Source organism: Streptomyces sp. RG80 (genome assembly GCF_040446465.1).
In the GTDB taxonomy this organism is placed as follows: Bacteria; Actinomycetota; Actinomycetes; order Streptomycetales; family Streptomycetaceae; genus Streptomyces.
The window spans coordinates 409,394-430,163 of sequence record NZ_JBEAAJ010000005.1; the positions used below are offsets into that span (position 1 = coordinate 409,394).

Sequence of the window (20,770 nt, forward strand, 5' to 3'; positions counted from 1 at the left end):
GTCACACACGGTGTGCCGTCGAACGGATCCTTTACGCACCCATGGGTCGGCTCCGCCAGCGCGGGGCCTCGTCATCGGGGACGTCCGGGGAAGGGAAGTGGAACGGCACGCCGAGGTGGTCGGCCAGGGCCCGGCCCGCCTCGGCGGCGCGGGCGCTCGGCGAGGGTCCGTCGGAGCGCTGGTGGACGATCGCCAGGTCGCCTTCCCCCGCGGGGTCGTCCAGGACCGCGACCAGCACCACGAACCAGTCGTGGACGGTGTCGCCGTCCCAGAGGGCCTCGACGGCGGCGACCGGGCCCGGAAGCGCGGCCGCGCGGGCCACGAGCGACGGGGTGTCCAGGGGGTCGGGCGGCCGGTGTCGCACCCGGTCACCGAGTGCCTCGTAACGTGCCTGGACCACCTTCTCCGCGTGGTGCAGGCCCACTTCCAGTGGTCGCAGGGCTTCCCAGACGGTCTTCACCGCCGCGATCCGGCGGTCCCGCAGCACGTCCGCGTCGACCTCCTGCCGGGTCCGTTCCTCCAGGTAGGCCCACCAGCCGCTCATCGGGCGGCCGGGCGGACTCGTACGGCGTGCGTCATGGCACGACCGTACGACAGGACGCGACTCGGGAGGCGAGCCGGACCCCTGCGCCACGAGGTCCGGCGAGGGGCTCGACCGCCACCCCGACGGGCCGGTCCAGGGCCGCCGAAGGTACGTCGACTCCCACGACACGTGCGCGCATGGGGTCGGTTCACCACGGCGGGCTCAGCCGAGGGGCTTGTCCAGGACCGCCTTGCGGTGGCTGAAGGTCTCGATCGAGTAGCGCCCGTGGTAGTTGCCCATGCCGCTCTCCCCGACTCCGCCGAACGGCAGGTCGGAGACGGTGAGGTGGGCGAGCGGGAGGCCGTAGCCCAGGCCGCCGGAGGAGGTCTCGGCGGCGAGGCGGTCCCGGGTCTCCTGGGAGGTGCTGAAGACGTAGAGGGCGAGCGGCTTGTCGCGGTCGTTGATGAAGTCGATCGCCCCGTCGAGGTCCGGCACGGTGACGATCGGGAGGATCGGGCCGAAGATCTCCTCCCGCATGACGGGCGAGTCGGGGTCGACGTCGGCGAGGACGGTGGGGGCGATGTACTTGGTCGTACGGTCGCCGACGCCGCCCACGACGACACGGCCCGAGTCGAGCAGGCCGCTCAGCCGGTCGAAGTGGCGTTCGTTGACGATGCGGCCGTACTCGCCGGAGGTCGAGGCGTCGGCGCCGTACGCCGCTTCGACGGCCTTGGCGAGCACGGGCTCCAGGGCGGCGGCGGTCTCCGGGTCGGTCAGGACGTAGTCGGGGGCGACGCAGGTCTGGCCGGCGTTGAGGAACTTGCCACGGGCCAGCCGGTCGGCGACGACGGAGAGGTCGGCGTCGCGGTCGACGAACGCCGGGGACTTGCCGCCGAGTTCGAGGGTGACCGGGGTGAGGTGCTCGGCGGCGGCGCGCATGACGATGCGGCCGACGGCGCCGTTGCCGGTGTAGAAGATGTGGTCGAAGCGCTCGGCCAGCAGGGCCGTGGTCTCCGGGACGCCGCCCTCGACGACGGCGAAGGCCTCGGTGTCGAGGAACGCCGGCAGGAGGCGGGCCAGGGCGGCGGAGGTGGCCGGGGCCATCTCGCTGGGCTTGACCACGACCGCGTTGCCGGAGGCCAGCGCGCCGACCACGGGGGCGAGCAGCAGCTGGGCCGGGTAGTTCCAGGGGGCGATGACGAGGACGACACCGAGCGGGTCGTACTGCGTCCAGGCGGTGGCGTCGGTGCCGAGGTGCGGCGGGACGGGGGCGGACTCGGGGCGCAGCCAGCCGTCGAGGTGCTCGAGGGTGTGGTCGATCTCGCGGATCACGAAGTCGATCTCGGTGCGGTGGGCCTCGGTGGCGCTCTTGCCCAGGTCGGCGTGGAGGGCGGCGGCCAGGTCGGCGCCGTGCTCGGTGAGCATCTCGCGCAGCCGGCGCAGCTGACCGGTGCGCCACTCGACGGGCTTGGTGCGGCCGGTGCGGAAGGTGGCGCGCAGCCGGGCCACGATGTCGGCGGGCTGCTCGGGGGCGGTCTGGTTCACGGTGCCTCGCTGGTGCTGCGCGGGCCGCTGGGCACGGCCACGAACGGTTGGATGTATATGCCAACCTTTTCTACACCCGGATGCATTCCCTCGCCATGCGAGCAACTTTGGGTTACGTCGCGATCACACTCGGGTGGAGTCGTCGAGCGTGTCCGCCAGCCGGTCCAGCAGGGCGCGCAGGAGTTCGTCGTCGCTGTCGCCGAGGGTGGGCCAGTTGGCGCGGACCGCGTGGTCGACGCGCTGCCAGTACTCCTGGCCGCGCGGGGTGAGGTGGGCGAGGACGCGCCGCCGGTCGAGCGGGTCGACACGGCGGTGGACCAGGTTCCGGTCGACGAGGTGGTCGACGAGCTTGGTCAGCGTGGGCGGCGGCAGGAACGCGGCCTCGGCTATCGCCGTCATGTGCTGCCCCTGCCCGTCGGAGAGCAGTGCGAGCACCCGCCAGGCGTCGAGCGAGCAGCCCTCCTCGTCCAGGGCGGCCTGTAGGCGGCGCGCGGCCAGCCGCTCGGCCCGCGTCAGGAGCTGCACGAGGTCGCGGGGCGGGCGCGCGGATGAGGAAGGCATCGTGCTCCTAGGTCACGGGGTGTGTACATCGTATGAGACGGGCTGGAGTTCACCGGGCGGACCGGAAATCATGACGCCATGTTCCGGCACGATCCCCCCGCACCCGACTGGTTCACGGCCGACGACTCCGTGTTCGGCGTCGCGCTCGTGTTCCCGCAGCAGGGGCCGGCGGGGATCTTCGGGCCCACCTGCGAGCTGTGCGCGCGGCTGGCGGCCGAGGAGGTCAACCGCGCGGGCGGGGTGCTGGGAAGGGAGCTGTGGCTGCTGCCCGTCGACGGCGGCGCCGCTCCCCGCGAGATCGCCGACCATGTCGAGGCGCTGGTGGATCTGGGGGTCGTGCAGGGGGTCACGGGCTGGCACATCTCCTCGGTGCGGCAGGCGCTGGCGCCGAGGATCGCCCACCGGGTGCCGTACGTCTACACCGCTCTGTACGAGGGCGGCGAGCACACGGCCGGGGTGTTCCTGACCAGCGAGACGCCGCGCGACCAACTGCGGCCCGCTATGGGGCTGTTGGCGCATGAGCGCGGGGCGCGCCGGTGGTTCGTCGTCGGCAACGACTATGTGTGGCCCCGGCGTACGGCACGGGCGGCGCACGGGTACGCGCGTGAGTCGGGCGGGGCCGTGGCGGGGGAGGTCTATCTCCCGCTCGGTACCCATGACTTCGAGCCGGTGCTGCGGCGCATCGAGCGTTCCGAGGCGAACGCCGTGCTCATGCTGCTCGTGGGCAGCGACGCCGTGCGCTTCAACCGGGCGTTCGCCGCCTACGGGTTGCCCGCGCGCTGTCTGCGGCTCAGCACGCTGATGGACGAGAACATGCTGATGGCGAGCGGCCCTTCGGCCACCGAGGACCTCTACAGCACCGCCGGTTTCTTCGCCTCGCTGGCCAACCAGGACACTCTGGACTTCCACGGCCAGTACGCCGACCGGTACGGCATCGAGGCACCCACGCTCGGCAGTCTCGGCGAGTCCTGCTACGAGGGTGTGCTGCTGCTCGCCGCGCTCCTCAAAGGGGCCGGGACACTCGATGTGGCGGCGATCGGGGCGGCGGCCGGGACAGTGTCGTACGAGGGACCGCGCGGGCTCATGCATCTGCGCGACCGGCATGTGCGCCAGCGGATCTACCTGGCCCGCGCCGACGGGCTGGACTTCGACGTCCTCACGGAGCTCGATCCGCACGGCTCGCGCTCCTGACGTGCCGGATCGACACCGCGCACCACGCGATAGGGAGAATCCTCTCCATGAACTTCGCACCGCACCCGCTCGTCGTCCGCACCCGGGAACTAGCCGACCGCCTCCTGGCTCCCGAGGCGGCCCAGGTCGACCGTGCGGAGGTGCCGGCGAGTCATGTCGAGGAGATCCGGCGGTCCGGGCTGCTGGGGGTGAGCGCGCCACGCGAGTACGGCGGGGCGGGCGCCCCGGACTCGGTGGCGCGCGAGATCCAGGAGATCCTGGCCGGGGCGTGCTGCTCGACCTGGTTCGTGCAGACCCAGCACCACACTCCGGTGCGGATGCTCGCCAAGTCCGAACTCCCGGTGCGGAAAAGGCTGTTGCGGCCACTGGCGACCGGTGAGCTGCTGGCCGGTATCGCCTACGCCCATGTCCGGGCCTTTCCCCGCGTCCCCGTGCGGGCGACGGCGCAGCGGGACGGCTGGCGGTTCGACGGGACGGTGCCCTGGTACACCGGCTGGGGCCTGAACGACGTGATGCTCCTCGCGGGTGTGACCGACTCCGACGAGGTCGTGTTCGCCTTCGCCGACGCCCGCGAGCAGCCGGGGCTGCGTGCCTCGGAGCCCATGCGGCTGGCGGCCCTCACCGCCGCCCGCACCGTCTCCCTGGAGCTGGCGGGCCTGTGGGTGCCCGAGGAGAACGTCGTGCTGCGCATCCCGCAGGACAAGTTCGCCCTCGTCGATCTGCCGCGCAGCACCAACGCCTCCCCGGCCGTGTTCGGAGTGGCGTACGCCGCGCTGCGGGTGCTCGAGGACAGTGGCGAGGCGGGGACGGCCCAGGAGCTGCGCGGCCGGGTCGACGAGGTGCGGCGGCAGGCGTACGAGCTGGCCGAGCACCCCGTCGCGCACGAGCACGTCGAGGAGCGGCTGGCGCTGAGGACACGGTCGTACGACCTGATGCGTGCGGCCACGACCGCGGCGGTCGTGGCCGGGGGCGGCCGCACCATGGACGTACGCCATCCCGCTCAACGGCTGTTCCGGGAGGGGATGTTCCTGCTGGTGCAGGGGCAGACGTCGGTGGTGCGGCGGGCACACCTCGACGTGCTGGCCTCCTGAGAGGGGCCGCTAGCTCGCGAAGGGGACCTGTGCCGAGGGGACGTCGTCCTTCTCGAACGGGTGCTGCCACAGCCCCTGTGCGGCCAGCCGCGGCAGTACGCCCTCGCCGAACCAGTACGCCTCCTCCAGGTGGGGATAGCCGGACAGGACGAACTCGTCGATGCCGAGGGCGTGGTACTCCTTGATCCGCTCGGCGACCTCGTCGTGGCTGCCGACCAGCGCGGTGCCCGCGCCGCCGCGCACCAGGCCGATGCCGGCCCACAGGTTGGGGTGGATCTCCAGTCCGTCGCGGCTGCCGCCTTGATGCAGGGCCAGCATCCGCTGCTGTCCCTCGGACTCGCTCCGGGCGAGCCCTTCCTGGACGGACCGCACGGTCTCGGGGTCGAAGCCCGCCAGCAGCCGGTCCGCCTCGGCCCACGCCTGTTCGGCGGTGTCGCGGGTGATGACGTGCAGGCGGATGCCGAAGCGGAGGGTACGGCCGTGCCGGGCGGCCAGCCCCCGGACCCAGGCGATCTTCTCGGCGACCTGGGCGGGCGGCTCGCCCCACGTGAGGTACACGTCGACGTGCCGGGCGGCGACTTCCCCGGCGATCGGCGAGGAGCCGCCGAAGTACACCTCGGGGACCGGGTCGGGTACCCGGGCCAGCTTCGCGTCCTCGACCCGGAGGTGCTCGCCCTTCAGATCGACCGTCTTGCCGTCCCACAACCCCCGTACGATCTCCAGGAATTCGTCGGTACGACGGTAGCGGTCGTCCTTGTCCAGGAAGTCGCCGTAGGCCCGCTGCTCGTGGCTCTCGCCGCCGGTGACGACGTTGAGCAGGAGCCGTCCGCCGGACTGCCGCTGGAAGGTGGCCGCCATCTGCGCGGCGAGGGTCGGGGAGACGAAGCCGGGGCGGAAGGCGACGAGGAACTTCAGCCGCTCGGTGTTCTGACTGACCATGGCGGTGGTCAGCCACGCATCCTCGCACCAGGCGCCGGTCGGGGTGAGCGCGCCGACGAACCCGAGATCCTCGGCGGCGCGGGCGATCTGGCTCAGATAGGCGACCGTCGGCGGCCGGTCCCGTCCGGAGACGGTGGCCGGGGTGCCGTGGCCACCGCCGACGACGTGGCGGCTGTCGCCGTTGGTGGGCAGGAACCAGTGGAAGGTGAGGGACACGTGGGGGTCTCCGATCAGACATACAGGGGTGCTGGGGGTCAGAGCAGGCCGTGGCGGGGTGGCCGGGTGCCGTTGAGCACGTACCGGCCGATGTGCTGGACCTTCCAGCGGGTCGGGTCGTGCAGGGTGTGGGTACGGGCGTCGCGCCAATGACGGTGCAGGTTCAGGGAGTTCAGGGCGGAGCGGGTGCCGGAGACCTCGAAGAGCGCGCTCGCCACGTCGACCGCTGCCCGGGCGGCCTGCACCTTGGCGATGGCCACGGCTATCGACGCCTCGGCCGCCGAGTCGTCGGTGAGCCCGTCCCGCGCCGCCTGGACGACGCGCGCCGCCTCTCGCAGCAGGGCCTCCGCCGCCCGTACCTGGAGGGCGAGTTCACCGAAGCGCTGGATCAGCAGCGGATCCTCGGCCGCCGTCTCGACGCCGCTCTCGAACCACGGCCGGCTCTTCGTCCGTACGAACTCCGCCGCCTCCGCGAGCGCGGCCCCGGCGAGCCCGGTGTCGATCGCGGCGTGCAGCAACTGGGCCACTGCGCCGTGGAGTTGGGGGCCCTCGAAGGTGAGGTGATGGGGCAGGATCCGGTCTGCCGGCACCACGACGCCCTCGAGACGGACCGTGCCGCTGGCGGTCGTGCGCTGGCCGAGGCCGTCCCAGTCGTCGATCACCGTCAGGCCCGGCGCGTCCCGGGGCACGTAGGCGACATGGAGCTTGTCGTACTCGGCTCGGGCGAGCACCGGGATCCAGTCCGCGAAAAGGGCACCCGTGGAGTAGTGCTTGACGCCGTCGAGGACGTACGAGCCGTCGGGCCGGGGCGCGAGGCGGGTGCGGATGTCCTGGACGTGCTTGGTGCCCGCCTCCGACTGGGCGTTGCCGAAACGGCGGCCGGCGAGGAGTTCGGCGAAGAAGAACTTCCGCTGCTCCTCGGTGCCCTGACGGCGGATCACGTTCACGTAGGCGAAGTGGCTCTGCGGGATCTGGGCGAGGCTGCCGTCGGCGGACGCCAGCAGACGGAAGATCTCCGCGAGGGTCGGCGCGCCGACGTCCGCTCCCCCGTGGTCGGCGGGAACGGTGACGGCGAGCAGACCGGAGGCGGAGAGCCGGTCCAACTCCGCGCGCGGCAGCCTGCGTTCGGAGTCCCGCGCGGAGGCTCCCGCGCGGAACTCCGCGGCCAGGGCGGCCGCGACAGCGAGGGCCTCCGCGTCGTCGGCGATCACATGCGCGGTCATCGGGGTCAGCTCGCCACGGCCAGGACCGGGGTACGGCCGAGTGCGCCCGAGAACTGGTCGACCACCTGGGCCAGGGCCTGGTGGGTGGTCGCCGGAAGGCTCAGCGTGCCGTCCTCGTGCACGGTGATGTCCTTGTCGAGGGTGAACCAGCCCTGCACGATGTGGGCGGCGCCCATGGAGTTGAGGACCGGGCGGAGCGCGTAGTCGATGGCCAGGACGTGCGCGGTGGAGCCGCCGGTGGCGAGCGGCAGCACGGTCTTGCCGGTGAGGGCGTACTGCGGGAGCAGGTCCAGCAGGGCCTTGAGGACTCCGGAGTACGACGCCTTGTAGACGGGGGTGGCGACGACCACGCCGTCGGCGCGGGCGATGAGTTCGGTGGCCTCGACGATCGCCGGGTGCTTGAAGTCGGCGCCCAGGAGGGCCTCGGGGGGGATGGTGCGGACGTCGAGCGGGATCACCTCGTGGCCCTGCGCGGTCAGCCGCCGGTCGAGGTGGCGCAGCAGACGGTTGGTGCGGGAGGAGGCGGAAGGGCTGCCGGAGACGGACAGGACGGTGGCCATGCGGTCCTCTTTCGGGGAGGAGGAGGGGCGGGGCGCCCCCGGTTCAGGCGGGGGCGCCCCTGGGGAAGCGGTCAGGAGTACCAGGTGGGTTCGGGCAGCTCGCCCTCGAGGACCCAGCGGCCGACCTCGCGCCGCTTGTAGGCGACGGGGTCGTGGAGGGTGTGGGTGCGCACGTTGCGCCAGAACCGGTCGAGGCCCTCGGCGGTGGTCGTGGAGCGGGCGCCGGTCACCTCGAAGATGCGGTTGGCGATCTCCAGGGACACGTCGGTGGCCCGGGCCTTCACCGCGGCCACCCGCACCTCGAAGTCGCCGCGGGTCTGCTCCGTGACCGCGTCGGGGTCGTCGTGCAGCTTCTGGCCCTCGGCGGCGACGGTGTCGGCGAGCGCCTCGACCGCCCAGAGCTTCGCGGTGAGGTCGCCGTAGGTGTCGATGACGTACGGCTCGTCGACCGCGCGCTCGTGTCCGCCGTGCAGCCAGGAGCGGGTCTTCTCCCGGGTGTAGGCGGCGGCCGTCTCCAGGGCGCCGCCCGCGATACCGAGATAGAAGTTGACGAACACCAGCTGGATGGTGGGGACGTTGAGGGTGTTGTACGTACGCGGCTGGAAGACCTTGTCGACGTAGCCGGCCGCCGACGACCAGGGTGTGCGCACTCCGTCGAGGGTGACGCCGCCGCTCTCGGTGAGCCGCTGGCCGATGTTGTCCCAGTCGTCGTGGAAGGTCAGTCCCTCGGAGTCGGACGGCACGATCGCGAAGACATGGTCGTCGGTGCCTTCGAGGACGCCTTCCAGGACGGTGACGTCGCTGACCTTGCTGCCGGTGGAGAAGGTCTTGCGGCCGGTGAAGACGAGGTCGTCGCCGTCCTCGGTGACGGTCACGTCCTTGTCGCGGGGGTTGACGGCGCCGCCGAAGAACCAGCGGCCCCGGGCGGCCTCGGCCTCCACGTGCTGCCACTGCTCGCGGGTGCCGACCAGACGGGCGGCCCAGTTCCACAGGTAGTGGTAGCCGAGGAGCTGCCCGATGGAGCCGTCGGCCTTGGCGACCTCGCGTACGACGCGGTACGCGGTGGGCCAGTCCTGGCCCGCGCCGCCGTGCTCCGTGGGGCCGAGCAGGGTGACGAGGCCGGAGTCCTTGAGGAGCTGGACCTCGGCGTGGGGGGTGGCTCCGGCGCGGTCGCGTGCGGCGGCGTCGGTGGCGAGGACGGCGGCGACCTCGGCGGCTCGGGCGATCCAGTCCTGGGCGGTGCGCGGGGCGGGGCGGGTGTCCCAGTCGTTGGGGGTGACGGTGCTCATCTCTGCTGACCTCCTCAGGCCTGGACGCCGGCGAGTTCGGGCGCGGTGTCGGGGAGTTGGGTCTCCAACTCGCGTACGAGGGGCAGCACCCGCTTGCCGAAGTACTCGACCTCCTCGTGGTAGTGCAGGAAGCCGAGGAGGAGCAGGTCGACGCCGAGCCGCTTGTAGGCGACGATCCGTTCGGCGATCTGCTCGGGGGTGCCGATGAGACCGGTGCGGAAGCCGTCGTTGTACTGGACGAGGTCCTCGAAGGAGGAGTCCTGCCACATGCCCTTCTTGTCGGCGGTGGACTGTCCGGCCTGCTTCACGGCGGCGCCGAAGCCCTCGACGGCCTCGGTGTCGGCCTTGGCGACGATCTCGCGCAGGGTGTCGCGGGCCTCGGCCTCGGTGTCGCGGGCGATGAGGAAGCCGTTGAGGCCGAACTTCGGTGCCCTGCGGCCGACTTCGGCGGCGGCGTGGCGTACGTCGGCGATCTGCTCGGTGACGCCGTCGAAGTCCTTGCCGTTGGAGAAGTACCAGTCGGAGACCCGGCCGGCCATCGCGCGGGCGGCGGTGGAGTTGCCGCCCTGGAAGATCTCCGGGTGCGGGCGCTCGGGGGTGTTGAGGGGCTTGGGCTTGAGGGAGAAGTCGCGCAACCGGTAGAAGTCACCGGCGAGTTCGGTGTGGTCCTCGGTCCAGATCTGGCGCAGGGCGCGGATGAACTCCTCGGAGCGGCGGTAGCGCTCGTCGTGCTCCAGCCAGGGCACGCCGAGCGCGGTGAACTCGCCCTTGAACCAGCCCGACACGACGTTGACGGCGAAGCGGCCGTTCGACAGGTGGTCGGCGGTGGCGCCGAGCTTGGCGAGCACGCCGGGGTGCCACAGGCCGGGGTGGACGGCGGCGATGACCTTCAGGCGCTGGGTGGCGAGGAGGAGGGCGAGGCTGAAGCTGGTCGACTCGTGCTGGAACTCGGCGCCGTAGCTGGCCATGTAGCGGACCTGGCTGAGCGCGTAGTCGAAGCCGTTGTTCTCGGCGAGGACGGCGAGTTCGCGGTTGTAGTCGTAGCCCCAGTCGGTGCGCTGCTCGATCCTGCTGGTGACGAGGCCGCCGCTGACGTTGGGGACCCAGTAGGCGAATTTCACGGGCTCTGCGGGCATGCGGAACTCCTGTTGCGGAATGCGTGTGCAATGCGTGCGGATGCCGACGCCATGTTTTCGGGCACGCCTAATTCAACGGGGTCGCCAAAGGGTGCCCGGGCGCGCTGAATTCAGGTGCGGAAAACGGAGGACGCGGCGGATCCTGTGAAGAGGGAGGGGGATCAGGCCGCAGCGCAACAGGAGGCGCTGGAGACGCGCGCGAGGTCGACATGGCGTCGCCGCGTGAGGTCCAGTCGCATCATCATGTTCTCGATCGTGACAGCCGCCGGTCGGGGCCGTCAAGGTAAACCCGACCGGTCTCGAATCCCGGACCATTGAATTTCACGAAGGTGTGACAGGGAAACCCTTGAACGGCTCGGTAAATGGGCCGCATTCTGCCTGCCATGCGCACCGAACAGCTCGAATACATCGCCGCGGTGACCCGACTGGGTTCACTGCGCCGGGCCGCGGAGGAACTCCGCCTGTCGCAGCCCGCGTTGAGCGAGACGGTGCGGAATCTGGAACGCGAGCTGGGTGTGGACCTGCTGGAGCGCAAGCGTTCGGGCGCGACGATGAGCGCGGAGGGCCGGGAGCTGCTGCCGCACATCATCGATGTGCTGGACGCGGTGGACCGGCTCCGGGCGGCGGCGGGCGAGCAGCACCGCATCAGCCGGATGGTGCGGGTGGGCACGGTGAACGCGGCGACCGTGCCGCTGCTGATCCCGGCGGTGCGCGCCTTCCGCGCCACGCATCCGGTCACCCAGGTCGAGGTGGTCGGCGCCCAGCAGACCGACATCCACCGCGCGCTGTCCGAGGGCGGTCTCGATCTCGGCCTCGTCAACCACCTGGAGGGCGACGACGTGCCCGCCGAGCTGGAGAGCACGGAGCTGCTGCGCGGCCGCCCGGTGGTCTGCCTGCGTCCGGACAGCCCGCTGGCCGCGCGCGCCGCCCTGTCGGTGACCGACCTCCTGGACACTCCGCTGATCGCGATGCGCTCGGGCTACGTCATGCATCGCTACGTCCACCGTCTGCTCGACGGCCGGGCGCCCTCCTTCTCTTACTCCACCGACGGCGCCGAGATGGGCAAGCTGATGGTCGCGGAGGGGCTCGGTGTGACGGTCCTGCCCGACTTCAGCGTCCTCGACGACCCCCTGGTCCGTAGCGGCGCCCTCACCCACCGCCCCCTCACCGGCGACTCCACCCACGTCCTGCTGATGCTCCAACGCCGCCGCACGGACCCGGTACCACTCGCGGTACGGGACCTGCACGAAGTCTTCGTCGCCAGGGCGCTGGCCCTGTCCGCGACAGCGGAGACGGCACCTCACGACGGCCGGACACCGGCCCACCCGGCCGTGTTCGAGAAGGACTCGTAGGAATAGCGAGTGTCGCGATCCCACTCCTCGCCCGTGATGTGCAGGTAAGCCCGATCCGGCACATAGAGCAGCGGCTCCGCCCAGATCAGATCCTCAGCAAACGGAACGAACAGCCGCGGATCGCGCAGTGTCGCCTCGTAGGTCTCCCGACCCGCGGCCACCACAGCTGCACGGGTGTAGAGGAAGCAGTCGCTCGACAGGTCGTGCCCGTACTCCTCGCGGTCCATCCGGTACAGCGCCCACGACAGCTGTTCGGCGAACCCGATGACGGCCGTCAGAGGGCCGGCGGACAGACGGCTCGTCAGTGCCGCGGCCAACCGTTCGGCGTCCGGGTCGGGGGTGGGCGGTGTGCAGGCGTCCATGAGCTGCCAGAAGGCGTTCTCGTTCACGGGCAGAGCATGACGGACGGCACTGACAGTGCCGGGCCCCGGCCGGATCGCGCCCCGTCAGTCCTCGTCCGGGCCCGGGACCACCACCAGGAAGGCGTCCGACTTCAGGTCCATCACGACCGTCGCCGGTTCGCCCGCTTCGCGGCGTTCGGCCGCGTACTCCTCCGCCGGCCACGATCCGCGCGGAGCTCCCGCCGGGAACCGCTCCAACACCTTCGCGCCCATAGCGGCAGGCACCTCCCTCATCGACCACCGACCTGGTTCTTCTTCGTCTGCCCTCGATCGGCGTGGGCATGTTCCGCCGGGCGCATCCAGGAGACGGGTTCGGGTGGAAGGAGATCACAGACCACCCCTTTTCGTTCCGGGAGCCGCACCATGACCACCTCGGTCGTCCTGTTCACCTGCGATCTGCGCCTGCACGACCATCCGCCGCTGCGGGCGGCCCTCGCCGGCGGGCGCGAGGTGGTGCCGCTGTTCGTGCGCGACCGGGCCGTTGAGCGGGCCGGTTTCGCCGTGCCGAACCGGCTCGCCTTCCTGGCCGACTGTCTGCGGGATCTCGACGCGGGGCTGCGTGAGCGGGGTGGGCGGCTCGTCGTCCGGTCCGGTGAGCTCGTCGAGGAGGTGTGCCGGGTGGCCGCGGAGGCGGAGGCCGAGGAGGTGCATCTGGCCGCCGACACCGGCCCGTACGCGCACCGCCGTGAGGAGCGGCTGCGCGAGGCGCTGGCGGCTCAGGGGTGTCGGCTGCGGGTGCACGACGCGGTGAGCACGGTCGTGCCGCCGGGTGCCGTGACCCCGGCCGCGTCGGACCACTTCGCGGTCTTCACCCCGTACTTCCGCCACTGGTCGGGGCAGCCGCTGCGGGACGTCGTCGGCGCCCCGCGCGTGGTGCGGGTGCCCGACCACGTGGGGTCGGAGGAGCTGCCGTGCCGCAAGAGCCTGTCCGGGGTCTCGCCGGGGCTGGCCGCCGGCGGTGAGGCCGAGGGCAGGCGGCGGCTGTCGGCGTGGCTGCGGGACGGCCTCGCCGAGTACGGGGAGCGCCACGACGACCTGGCCGGCGACGCCACCTCCCGCTTCTCGCCGCACCTGCACTTCGGCACCCTCTCCCCCGTCGAGCTGGTCCACCGGGCGCGGCGGGCCGGCGGCCCCGGCGCCGAGGCGTTCGTCCGGCAGCTCGCCTGGCGCGACTTCCACCGCCAGGTCCTGGCGGCCCGGCCGGCCGCGGCCGCCTCGGACTACCGCGCGCGGCACGACCGTTGGCGAGCCGGGAGCGCGGCGCGGGCGGACGTCGAGGCGTGGCGGGAGGGCCGTACCGGCTATCCGGTGGTCGACGCGGCGATGCGCCAGCTGCGCCACGAGGGCTGGATGCACAACCGCGGCCGGCTGCTGACCGCGAGCTTCCTCAGCAAGACCCTGTACGTCGACTGGCGCGTCGGCGCCCGGCACTTCCTGGACCTGCTGGTCGACGGGGACGTGGCCCAGAACCAGCTCAACTGGCAGTGGACGGCCGGGACGGGCACCGACACACGCCCCAACCGGGTCCTCAACCCCGTCACCCAGGCCAAGCGGTACGACCCGGACGGAGCGTACGTCCGGCGTTGGGTGCCGGAACTCGCGGGCCTCGCGGCGTCCGCGGTGCACGATCCCTGGAAGCTGAAGGGCCTGGATCGCGCCGCGGTCGACTACCCCGATCCGATCGTCGACCTCGCCGACGGGCTCGCCCGCTTCAGACAGGCCCGCGAGAGCCGCTGAGCGGCCCGGCGGACAGCACGTCCAGCGCCTCCGGCAGTCCGGTCGGCCGCAGCATCCCCGCGGGCAGCCGGCCCGACCAGCCCGGTCCGCCGAGCATCAGCACAGCGTGCCGGCGCGCACCGGTCACGCCCCACTCCATGGCGGCGACGTGCGCGGCCAGCTGGGGGCTCGCGGTGGAGCGCGACTGGGACCACAGGACCACCGCCGCGGGCCCCAGCCGTCGTACGGCTCCCGCGAGCACCTTCGACGGTACGTCGGCGCCGAACATGCGGGTGGGCAGGCGCAGTTCACTCAGTCCGGCGTTCAGCGCCTCCAACGCAAGGGTGTGCTGCTCGCCGGGGACGCAGGCCAGTACGACGGGCCCGGGGACCGTGTCGTCGCCCGGCGTCGCGGTCGGCCGGGTGGCGTGGCGCAGGGTCGTGGAGACGTGCCAGGACAGGAGGTGTTCGACCTCGACGTAACGGTCGCCGGACGCGGCCCACTTACGGCCCACGGCGTGCAGGGTCGGCACCATCACCTCCTGCCAGGCGAGCACGAGCCCGTGCCGCTCGACGGCCGCGGCCAGCAGCTCCTCCACCGCCGGCGCGTCGAGCCGTACGGCGGCCCGGGCCAGGCCGCGGCATTCCTGCCGTACGTCACCCAGCGGGAGGGTGCCCGCGGCCCGCGAGCGCACCGGCGTCCCGGCGGCCGGGTCGCCGGAGCGCGCCGCACGGGCCGCCTCGGCGGGCGGCACCCCGGCAGCCGTGAGCCGGCACATCGTCTCCAGCACCGCCACGTCGGCGGGTGTCCAGCGGCGGTGCCGTCCCTCGGCGCGGACCACGGGGCCGAGGCCGTAGCGGCGGTCCCAGGAGCGCAGCGTGGTGGGTGACACCCCGAGCCTGCGCGCGAGGGCGCCGGTGCTCAGAGCGGTCTCGTCCCTGCCGCGATCAGCCACCATGCCTTCGACGATACGACGCACAATCGATGCGAGTTGCAGCGCGCACGCCCGCCCGCACACGATGGCTTGACCGGGTCGGCATCGGCGACCTGGGCGGATGTCGGTCCGCGCATGCACGAGGAGCCGCCGTCATGAACGAGCTGCTGTGGGCTCCGGCCGAGGACGCGCTCTGCGACGAGGAGCTGGCCCGGGGCGTGGTCGCGGGCGACGACGACTGTCTGGCCGCGGCCTGCCACCGGTTCTCGCCCCTGGTGCGCTCCCTCGCCCGGCGCTCACTGGAGGACTCGGCGGAGGCCGAGGACGTGGTCCAGCAGGTGTTCCTCGGCGTGTGGCGGGGGCGTCGGGGCTACCGCCCTGAGCGCGGCTCGTTCGCGGGGTGGCTCGTGGGCATCACCCGGCGCAAGGTCGCCGACGCCCTGTCCGCCCGTACCCGCCGGTACGAGCTGACGGTGTCGGCCGGCAGCGCCCTCCTGGCCTCGGACGCCGTCGCCGACCGGCTCGACGCCGCCCTCGACCGGCAGCTCGTGCGCACCGCGCTGGCCGAACTCCCGGCGCCGCAGCGGCTGGTGCTCGTCCTCGCCTACTACGAGGACCTGACGCAGGCGCAGATCGCGGAGCACACCGGCTGGCCGCTCGGCACGGTCAAGAGCCACACGCGGCGTGGGCTGCGACGGCTGCGGGCCGCGCTCCCACAGGAACCGTTCGCCCCCGGAGAGAGTCGGCGCTCTTCGGGGGCGAACCCGTGGACCTCTACACATAAAGGTGAAATAAGCGCAGAATGGAACTAAGCGGCGCTTACCGCATACCGCAAGTCGCGGTCCGGCCTGTGAGTCAAAGGAGACGCGTCATGGCCAACGTCTCGCCCACCAGAGGTGACATAGGCAGCCACCCTGATGTTTCCGAAATGCGGGCACGGTACGCCCGTATGCTCGGCGGTCGCGATGTGGCGCTCGTGGACGGACCGGTGTTCCTGCTCGGTCTGTACTGCGCCGTATCCCCCTGGATACTCCACTACACGACGAGCCAGCCGGCCCTCGTGCCCCACAACCTGATCGTCGGCATCGCGATCGGCCTGCTGGCCCTCGGGTTCACCCGGGCCCCGGAACGCATGTACGGCCTGAGCTGGGCCTTCTGCGCGGTAGGGGTGTGGATGATCGTGTCGGCGTGGATCGTCGGCGACAGCCCGGACGCCGGCGTCGTGCTCAACAACGTCATCATCGGCGCCCTGGCCGTGATCCTGGGGCTGATGTGCGCCGGCACGGCGGCGAAGAGCGCCCCCCGGACGTAGGAAGAACCGGAAGGGAACGCCTCGGCCGGTCCGTGTCACGCGGGCCGGCCGCTTCCCGTCACCCGGCGAGGGTCACGGCACCAGCCAGGGCTCCTGCGGCAGCGGGCTGCCGGTCTCCAGCAGCGACTTGAGGTTGGAGAGCACCGCCGCCCAGCCGGCGGCCGCCTCGGCGCGCTCCGCGTCGTCGGCGAGGTTCTCGTGGGTCACGGTGAGCCGGACGATGTCGCCGTGCCGGCGGATGTCGAAGGTGACGCGCGAGTGCCTTTCGTCGCGCCCCGCGTCCTCAGGAGCGGCCCAGCTGGTGACGAGACGGGTGGGACGCTCGCTCTCCAGGACGGTGCCGACGACGTCGGCGATCCGGGAGCCGTCCGTGCGGACGTGCTCCCAGCGGGAGCCCTCCGCCCAGTCGGAGACGTTGCTGTGCCCCCAGTAGGCAGCCGTGAGGTCGGCGTCGGTCAGGGCGTCCCAGACCTTCTCGGGTGTGCTCTCGATGTACGTGACGTACACGAACGTGGGCCTGTCGGTCATGGCTTCCTCGGCTCGTCGCTTCACGGCGCCGAGCGCGCTCAGGCGCGGGCGCTCGAACTTGTCGATCCACCGCTCCTGGATCTCGTGGAGCGGGACCGGGTTGAGGTAGTGCAGCTTCTCCCGCCCTCGCCGCACCGTGCCGACCAGGTTCGCGGCCTCCAGGACGGCGAGGTGCTGGGTCACCGACTGGCGGGTCATCGCGATGCGCTCGCACAACTCACCCAGCTTCTGCCCGTTGTGCTCGTGCAGCCGGTCCAGGAGGCGTCGGCGCGTGTCGTCGGCCAGCGCCCTGAAGACCTTGTCCATACCGGAGTCGCCGCTCTCTGATCGCACACTCAACGTTATGCAGTCTTTTGCCTGCATGTCAATGCCGCCCCGAGGAGCCGGCGAAATGAGGTGTCCGGGGCGGGGCCACGGCTGCCATGCTCCTGGCATGGGTGATCCGGAGGTGCTGCTCATCGGTGGTCGGGCGGGGGTCGGGAAGACGAGCGTGGGGTGGGAGGTGTCGGCGCAACTGCGAGCCGTGGGCGTCGGGCATGCCGTGGTCGACGGGGACTTCATGGGGCAGTTGCATCCGGCGCCGGAGGACGACCCGCACCGGGCCGCGGTCGCCGAGCGCAACCTGACCGCCGTGTGGGGCAACTACGCCGAGCTCGGCTGCCGGCGCCTCGTGTACACCAACACCGTCAGCGTGCTGGCCGAGACCGAGGGGACGTTCCGGCGGGCCATGGGCGAGGGCGTGCGGATCGTGCGGGTGCTGCTCACGGCCACCGACGAGACGGCCGAACAGCGCCTGACCGGGCGGGAGCTGGGATCCGAGCTGGAGCAGGAGCTGCGCGGCAGCGCTCGCAAGGCGCGGCTGCTGGACGCGCAGGCGCCCGCCGACACCCTGCGGGTGGTGACCGACGGGCGCACGGTGATCGACATCGCGGCCGAGGTGGTGGCCGCCACCGGATGGGCTCCGGGGACGGCCGACTGACGGTCCGCCGACCTGGCCGCGGTGAGGTTGGACCGGGCCAGAGCTTGACGCCGTGTCGACCGGTGGTTGAAGTCGCACGGACTGCGCGCGTCTTCCGGGGGCATCCGAACTACTGCGGGGGTCTTGAGAAGAGGGGCGGAGATGGAGATCTCGGGCATCATCAGTGCCATCGTGATCGGCATCGTCATCGGTGTGCTGGGACGGCTCGTGGTCCCGGGCCGGCAGCACATCGGGATCCTGCTGACCATCCTCGTCGGCATCGCGGCCGCACTGCTCGGCTCGGCGATCGCCGCGGGGTTGGACGTGGCCGACACCAAGGGCGTCGACTGGGTCGAGTGGCTCATCCAGATCGGTCTCGCCGCGCTCGGCGTCGCCGCGCTTGACCGGCCGCGGGCGCGCCGCTGACCGTACGGGACAAGGACGAGGACGAGTGCGGGACGCCTGCGGGACACGTGCGCCGCGGATACCCCGTTGCGCACCCGGCCCGGCGGTGGTTTGCTGCTGCGGCTCATCGCCGACCCGACCGTGACGGAGTCCCGTTGACCCTGCGCATCGTCCCGCTGACCGATCCCGAACCCGGCGCTTCGAGCCGCCGACTGGCCTGGCTGGCCTCGACGAACGACGGAGCACCGGCCGGATCGGCGTTCCTGCGGCTGTTCACGAAGGCCGGACAGGACCACCTCGCGGAACTGGAGATCGCGGTGCACCCCGCCGAGCGACGGCGGGGCGTCGGCACCCTGCTGCTGGACGCCGCCGTGACAGCGGCACGGTCCGAGGGGCGCAGGTCCGTCATCGCCCAGGCCGAACAGGGCTCCCCCGCCGACCGGTTCCTGGCCGCCCGCGGCTTCCGCCCTGTGCTCTCCCTGACGTACGCCAGACTCGCGCTGGCCGACGCGGATGTCACGGCCCTGGCGGAACAGCCTTGCCCGGGCTACGAGTTGACCGAGTGGGACGGCACCGTGCCCGCCGAGCTGGCGCAGTCGTACGCCGACTCGCGGCGCGCCATGGACGACATGCCCATGGAGGGCACCGACTACGGCACGGTCGTCTGGGACGTGCCGCGGGTGGTCGCCGCGGCCGAGGCGGTCGCCGCGCGCGGCGAACTCCTGCACACCGTCGCCGCGGTGGACACGGCGGACGGATCGGTCGTCGGCTTCTCCGAACTCGTCGTCCCGGGCGACGGCCGCGGCGACGGGCAGCACTACGGTACGGCGGTCCTGCCGGAGCACCGAGGCCGCGGCCTCGCCCGCCGGATGAAAGCCGCGTCCATCCGCCGGACCCGCCGACAGCACCCGGAACTGGCCGGGTTGTGCACCGACACCGCGGACAGCAACGCGCCCATGCTCGCCGTCAACGAGGCCCTCGGCTACCTGCCCACGCACAAGGCGGTGGAGTACCAGCTGGACCTGTGAGCGACTGGGCCTGCGAGCACTAGACCTGCGAGGCGCGCAGCGCGGCCAGGCCCTCGCGGCTCGACGGGTACACCGGCGTCCAGCCCAGCTCCCGCTCGGCCTTCGCGATGGAGACCCGCAGCGACGACGCCGCGATCTGGTAGGCGTACGACATGGGCTTCATCATCCACATCGGTACGGTCATGGGCTTCGGCAGGCCGAACTCCTCGGCCACCATCACGACATGGGCCCGGAACCCGAGCGGAGTGCGGTCCGCGATGTTGTACGCCTGTCCCGGGCGCCCGCGCTCCACGGCGGCGACCATCGCGCGGGCCGCGTCGGTGAGCTCGATCCACGGCAGGACCCGGTGCAGGTCGGCGGGGACCGGCAGCTGCCGCTTGCGGAGCATGGGCAACAGGTTCTCGGTGCCGCCGGGGCCGTAGAAGGCCCCGTAGCGCAGGGCGACGCCCTCCAGACCCTCGGCCTCGAAGGTCAGCCGCTCCTTGGTCCGCATGCCGGCGAGGTGGCGCTCCAGCTCCGGGTCGTTGCCGGGCGGGCCGAAGACGGCCTCGTCCTCGGTGAGTTCGCGGTCGTCGTGCTCGCCGTAGCCGTAGCCGAAGACCATCGACTCGGAGACGAAGCGGCGGGCTCCGGTGGCCCGGGCGGCCTCGATCAGGTGGGCGGTGCCCTCCACCCGCAGCGCGTCGGTGGCGTACATGTCGCGGTGGCGCATGGGGACCTTGCGCAGGGCGGTCACGGCGTGGATCACGGTGTCGAAGTGCTGCCCGTCGACGGCGCGCAGCAGGCCGTCGCGGTCCATGAGGTCGGCGCGGACCTCGTTGCCCTGGCTCCGTCCGAGCCCGGTGACCTTGTGGCCCGCCTCGGTGAGGGCCTGGGTGATGTGGCGGCCGAGGACTCCGCCGGCGCCGGCGAGGAGGATGCTCTGGTTCGTCGTCATGCCCTTGCGACGGATCGGGCGGCCCCGGATGTGACATCCCGGGGGAGATGGCCTACGTCACGGCGTGTACAGGTACGGCGTGGTCGTCGTCAGGGGCTCGAAACCGAGGCGCTCCAGGATGGGGCGGCTGGTGGGCATCGCGTCGACCTGGAGGTACCGGTAGCCGCGCTCCACGGCCTCCCGGGCCCGCAGGGCGACCAGGGCGCGGTAGATCCCGCGGCCGCGCCAGGCCTCGACGGTGCCGCCGCCCCACAGTCCGGCGAACCGGGTGCCCGGCACGAGTTCCATCCGGGCCGCGCTGACCGGCGTCTCCCCGGCCAGGGCGACGACCGCGACCACGGTGTCGGGGTCGGCGGTGAGCTGGGCGAGCAGCTGGTGTCGCAGCCGGGTGCTGTCGGTGCCGAAGGCCGCTTCGTGCACGTCCGCGACGAGGTCGACGCCCGCGCGGTCGGTGACCGCCAGGACGCGGATGCCCTCGGGCGGCTCGGCGTCGAGAGTGAGGTCGTTGACCTCGCCGATCATCAGGGTCTCCTCGGGCTGCGCGGTGAACCCGGCCGCTCTGAGCCGCTGCCCGAGGTCCACCGGCAGGTCGTGCCCGTAGAGCTTCCACTCGAACTCGCGGCCGAGCCCGGAGAAGTACGCGATCTGCTCGGCGATCGCCGCGTCCGCGCCGCCGGCGTCCAGGTCGGACCAGACCACGCCGTTCCAGCCCTGCTCGGAGGAGATCTGACGGACCACCTTGCCGACCCGCTCGATCCGGGACTCCGGGCTGTCCGGCTGCGCGCCTTCACGCATGTCCCGGTCGTACAGGGCGAGTACCGCGGCATGATCCATGGGTTCACTCCAGCATCCGGCAGGGCCCGGGGCAACACCATTACGGGACAGGCTTCAGCGGCCCCGACGGTCTCGGGATGCAGCGGTCAGC

Annotated in this window: 24 protein-coding genes; 9 read left to right on the forward strand and 15 right to left on the reverse strand. The window is 72.0% G+C overall.

What is annotated here, in order from left to right; genetic code table 11:
• Positions 1-31 precede the first annotated feature (31 nt).
• The 3 genes from ABKA17_RS19595 to ABKA17_RS19605 form a co-directional block, all read right to left on the reverse strand.
• Positions 32-544, reverse strand: coding sequence for a hypothetical protein (locus tag ABKA17_RS19595; RefSeq protein WP_353693386.1), 513 nt, complete (start codon positions 542-544; stop codon positions 32-34).
• Between the two features lie 201 nt (positions 545-745).
• Positions 746-2,125 carry an aldehyde dehydrogenase family protein gene (locus ABKA17_RS19600; protein ID WP_353693629.1) on the reverse strand — a complete coding sequence of 460 codons (1,380 nt, stop codon included), beginning with the start codon at positions 2,123-2,125 and terminating at the stop codon, positions 746-748.
• Between the two features lie 66 nt (positions 2,126-2,191).
• On the reverse strand, positions 2,192-2,629 hold the full coding sequence (locus ABKA17_RS19605; RefSeq protein ID WP_353693387.1) for a MarR family winged helix-turn-helix transcriptional regulator: 438 nt from the start codon (positions 2,627-2,629) through the stop codon (positions 2,192-2,194).
• Between the two features lie 78 nt (positions 2,630-2,707).
• Here ABKA17_RS19605 and ABKA17_RS19610 point away from each other — a divergent pair, with 78 nt between their 5' ends.
• Both ABKA17_RS19610 and ABKA17_RS19615 read left to right on the forward strand, forming a co-directional pair.
• Complete coding sequence (locus ABKA17_RS19610) at positions 2,708-3,820, forward strand: substrate-binding domain-containing protein (RefSeq protein WP_353693388.1); 1,113 nt, start codon at positions 2,708-2,710, stop codon at positions 3,818-3,820.
• Between the two features lie 47 nt (positions 3,821-3,867).
• Complete coding sequence (locus ABKA17_RS19615; protein ID WP_353693389.1) at positions 3,868-4,911, forward strand: acyl-CoA dehydrogenase family protein; 1,044 nt, start codon at positions 3,868-3,870, stop codon at positions 4,909-4,911.
• A 9-nt stretch (positions 4,912-4,920) separates the two neighbouring features.
• Here ABKA17_RS19615 and ABKA17_RS19620 read toward each other — a convergent pair whose 3' ends face one another.
• From ABKA17_RS19620 to ABKA17_RS19645, 6 genes are all read right to left on the reverse strand, one after another.
• On the reverse strand, positions 4,921-6,066 hold the full coding sequence (locus ABKA17_RS19620) for an LLM class flavin-dependent oxidoreductase (protein ID WP_353693390.1): 1,146 nt from the start codon (positions 6,064-6,066) through the stop codon (positions 4,921-4,923).
• A 38-nt stretch (positions 6,067-6,104) separates the two neighbouring features.
• The gene (locus ABKA17_RS19625; RefSeq protein ID WP_353693391.1) at positions 6,105-7,289 is read right to left on the reverse strand and encodes an SfnB family sulfur acquisition oxidoreductase; all 1,185 of its coding nucleotides are present in this window, start codon (positions 7,287-7,289) and stop codon (positions 6,105-6,107) included.
• Between the two features lie 5 nt (positions 7,290-7,294).
• Positions 7,295-7,849, reverse strand: coding sequence for an NADPH-dependent FMN reductase (gene ssuE / locus ABKA17_RS19630; protein WP_353693392.1), 555 nt, complete (start codon positions 7,847-7,849; stop codon positions 7,295-7,297).
• Positions 7,850-7,920: 71 nt separating this feature from the next.
• Entirely contained in the window at positions 7,921-9,138 is a 1,218-nt protein-coding gene (locus tag ABKA17_RS19635) for an acyl-CoA dehydrogenase family protein (RefSeq protein ID WP_353693393.1), read from the reverse strand.
• Between the two features lie 14 nt (positions 9,139-9,152).
• Entirely contained in the window at positions 9,153-10,274 is a 1,122-nt protein-coding gene (gene sfnG, locus ABKA17_RS19640) for a dimethylsulfone monooxygenase SfnG (RefSeq protein ID WP_353693394.1), read from the reverse strand.
• 161 nt (positions 10,275-10,435) lie between these two features.
• Positions 10,436-10,519, reverse strand: a complete 84-nt coding sequence (locus ABKA17_RS19645; RefSeq protein ID WP_353693630.1) for a putative leader peptide — start codon at positions 10,517-10,519, stop codon at positions 10,436-10,438.
• Between the two features lie 138 nt (positions 10,520-10,657).
• Here ABKA17_RS19645 and ABKA17_RS19650 point away from each other — a divergent pair, with 138 nt between their 5' ends.
• Positions 10,658-11,626, forward strand: coding sequence for a LysR family transcriptional regulator (locus ABKA17_RS19650; protein ID WP_353693395.1), 969 nt, complete (start codon positions 10,658-10,660; stop codon positions 11,624-11,626).
• Here the strand turns inward: ABKA17_RS19650 and ABKA17_RS19655 are convergent.
• Positions 11,575-12,015 (reverse strand): DUF4240 domain-containing protein, encoded by a 441-nt coding sequence (locus tag ABKA17_RS19655; protein WP_353693396.1) that lies wholly within the window; start codon positions 12,013-12,015, stop codon positions 11,575-11,577. The genes ABKA17_RS19650 and ABKA17_RS19655 overlap by 52 nt on opposite strands.
• Positions 12,016-12,072: 57 nt before the next feature.
• Positions 12,073-12,240: a DUF8839 family protein gene (locus ABKA17_RS19660; protein ID WP_502994297.1), complete on the reverse strand. Its 168-nt coding sequence runs from the start codon at positions 12,238-12,240 to the stop codon at positions 12,073-12,075.
• Between the two features lie 150 nt (positions 12,241-12,390).
• Here ABKA17_RS19660 and ABKA17_RS19665 point away from each other — a divergent pair, with 150 nt between their 5' ends.
• The gene (locus ABKA17_RS19665) at positions 12,391-13,764 is read left to right on the forward strand and encodes a cryptochrome/photolyase family protein (protein WP_353693398.1); all 1,374 of its coding nucleotides are present in this window, start codon (positions 12,391-12,393) and stop codon (positions 13,762-13,764) included.
• Here ABKA17_RS19665 and ABKA17_RS19670 read toward each other — a convergent pair.
• Positions 13,739-14,701 (reverse strand): MerR family transcriptional regulator, encoded by a 963-nt coding sequence (locus ABKA17_RS19670; protein WP_353693399.1) that lies wholly within the window; start codon positions 14,699-14,701, stop codon positions 13,739-13,741. The genes ABKA17_RS19665 and ABKA17_RS19670 overlap by 26 nt on opposite strands.
• 131 nt (positions 14,702-14,832) lie before the next feature.
• On the opposite strand from ABKA17_RS19670, the gene ABKA17_RS19675 reads away from it, so the two are divergent.
• Both ABKA17_RS19675 and ABKA17_RS19680 read left to right on the forward strand, forming a co-directional pair.
• Complete coding sequence (locus ABKA17_RS19675) at positions 14,833-15,489, forward strand: RNA polymerase sigma factor (protein WP_353693400.1); 657 nt, start codon at positions 14,833-14,835, stop codon at positions 15,487-15,489.
• Between the two features lie 59 nt (positions 15,490-15,548).
• Positions 15,549-15,989, forward strand: coding sequence for an SPW repeat protein (locus tag ABKA17_RS19680; protein ID WP_353693401.1), 441 nt, complete (start codon positions 15,549-15,551; stop codon positions 15,987-15,989).
• A 72-nt stretch (positions 15,990-16,061) separates the two neighbouring features.
• Here ABKA17_RS19680 and ABKA17_RS19685 read toward each other — a convergent pair whose 3' ends face one another.
• On the reverse strand, positions 16,062-16,823 hold the full coding sequence (locus ABKA17_RS19685) for an ArsR/SmtB family transcription factor (RefSeq protein WP_353693631.1): 762 nt from the start codon (positions 16,821-16,823) through the stop codon (positions 16,062-16,064).
• A gap of 127 nt (positions 16,824-16,950) precedes the next feature.
• Here ABKA17_RS19685 and ABKA17_RS19690 point away from each other — a divergent pair, with 127 nt between their 5' ends.
• From ABKA17_RS19690 to ABKA17_RS19700, 3 genes are all read left to right on the forward strand, one after another.
• Positions 16,951-17,496, forward strand: coding sequence for a nucleoside/nucleotide kinase family protein (locus tag ABKA17_RS19690; RefSeq protein WP_353693402.1), 546 nt, complete (start codon positions 16,951-16,953; stop codon positions 17,494-17,496).
• A 141-nt stretch (positions 17,497-17,637) separates the two neighbouring features.
• Positions 17,638-17,901 (forward strand): GlsB/YeaQ/YmgE family stress response membrane protein, encoded by a 264-nt coding sequence (locus ABKA17_RS19695; RefSeq protein WP_353693403.1) that lies wholly within the window; start codon positions 17,638-17,640, stop codon positions 17,899-17,901.
• Between the two features lie 134 nt (positions 17,902-18,035).
• Positions 18,036-18,908: a GNAT family N-acetyltransferase gene (locus tag ABKA17_RS19700; protein WP_353693404.1), complete on the forward strand. Its 873-nt coding sequence runs from the start codon at positions 18,036-18,038 to the stop codon at positions 18,906-18,908.
• Positions 18,909-18,927: 19 nt separating this feature from the next.
• Here ABKA17_RS19700 and ABKA17_RS19705 read toward each other — a convergent pair whose 3' ends face one another.
• Both ABKA17_RS19705 and ABKA17_RS19710 read right to left on the reverse strand, forming a co-directional pair.
• The gene (locus ABKA17_RS19705; RefSeq protein WP_353693405.1) at positions 18,928-19,845 is read right to left on the reverse strand and encodes an NAD-dependent epimerase/dehydratase family protein; all 918 of its coding nucleotides are present in this window, start codon (positions 19,843-19,845) and stop codon (positions 18,928-18,930) included.
• 57 nt (positions 19,846-19,902) lie between these two features.
• The gene (locus tag ABKA17_RS19710; protein ID WP_353693406.1) at positions 19,903-20,679 is read right to left on the reverse strand and encodes a GNAT family N-acetyltransferase; all 777 of its coding nucleotides are present in this window, start codon (positions 20,677-20,679) and stop codon (positions 19,903-19,905) included.
• Positions 20,680-20,770 lie beyond the last annotated feature (91 nt).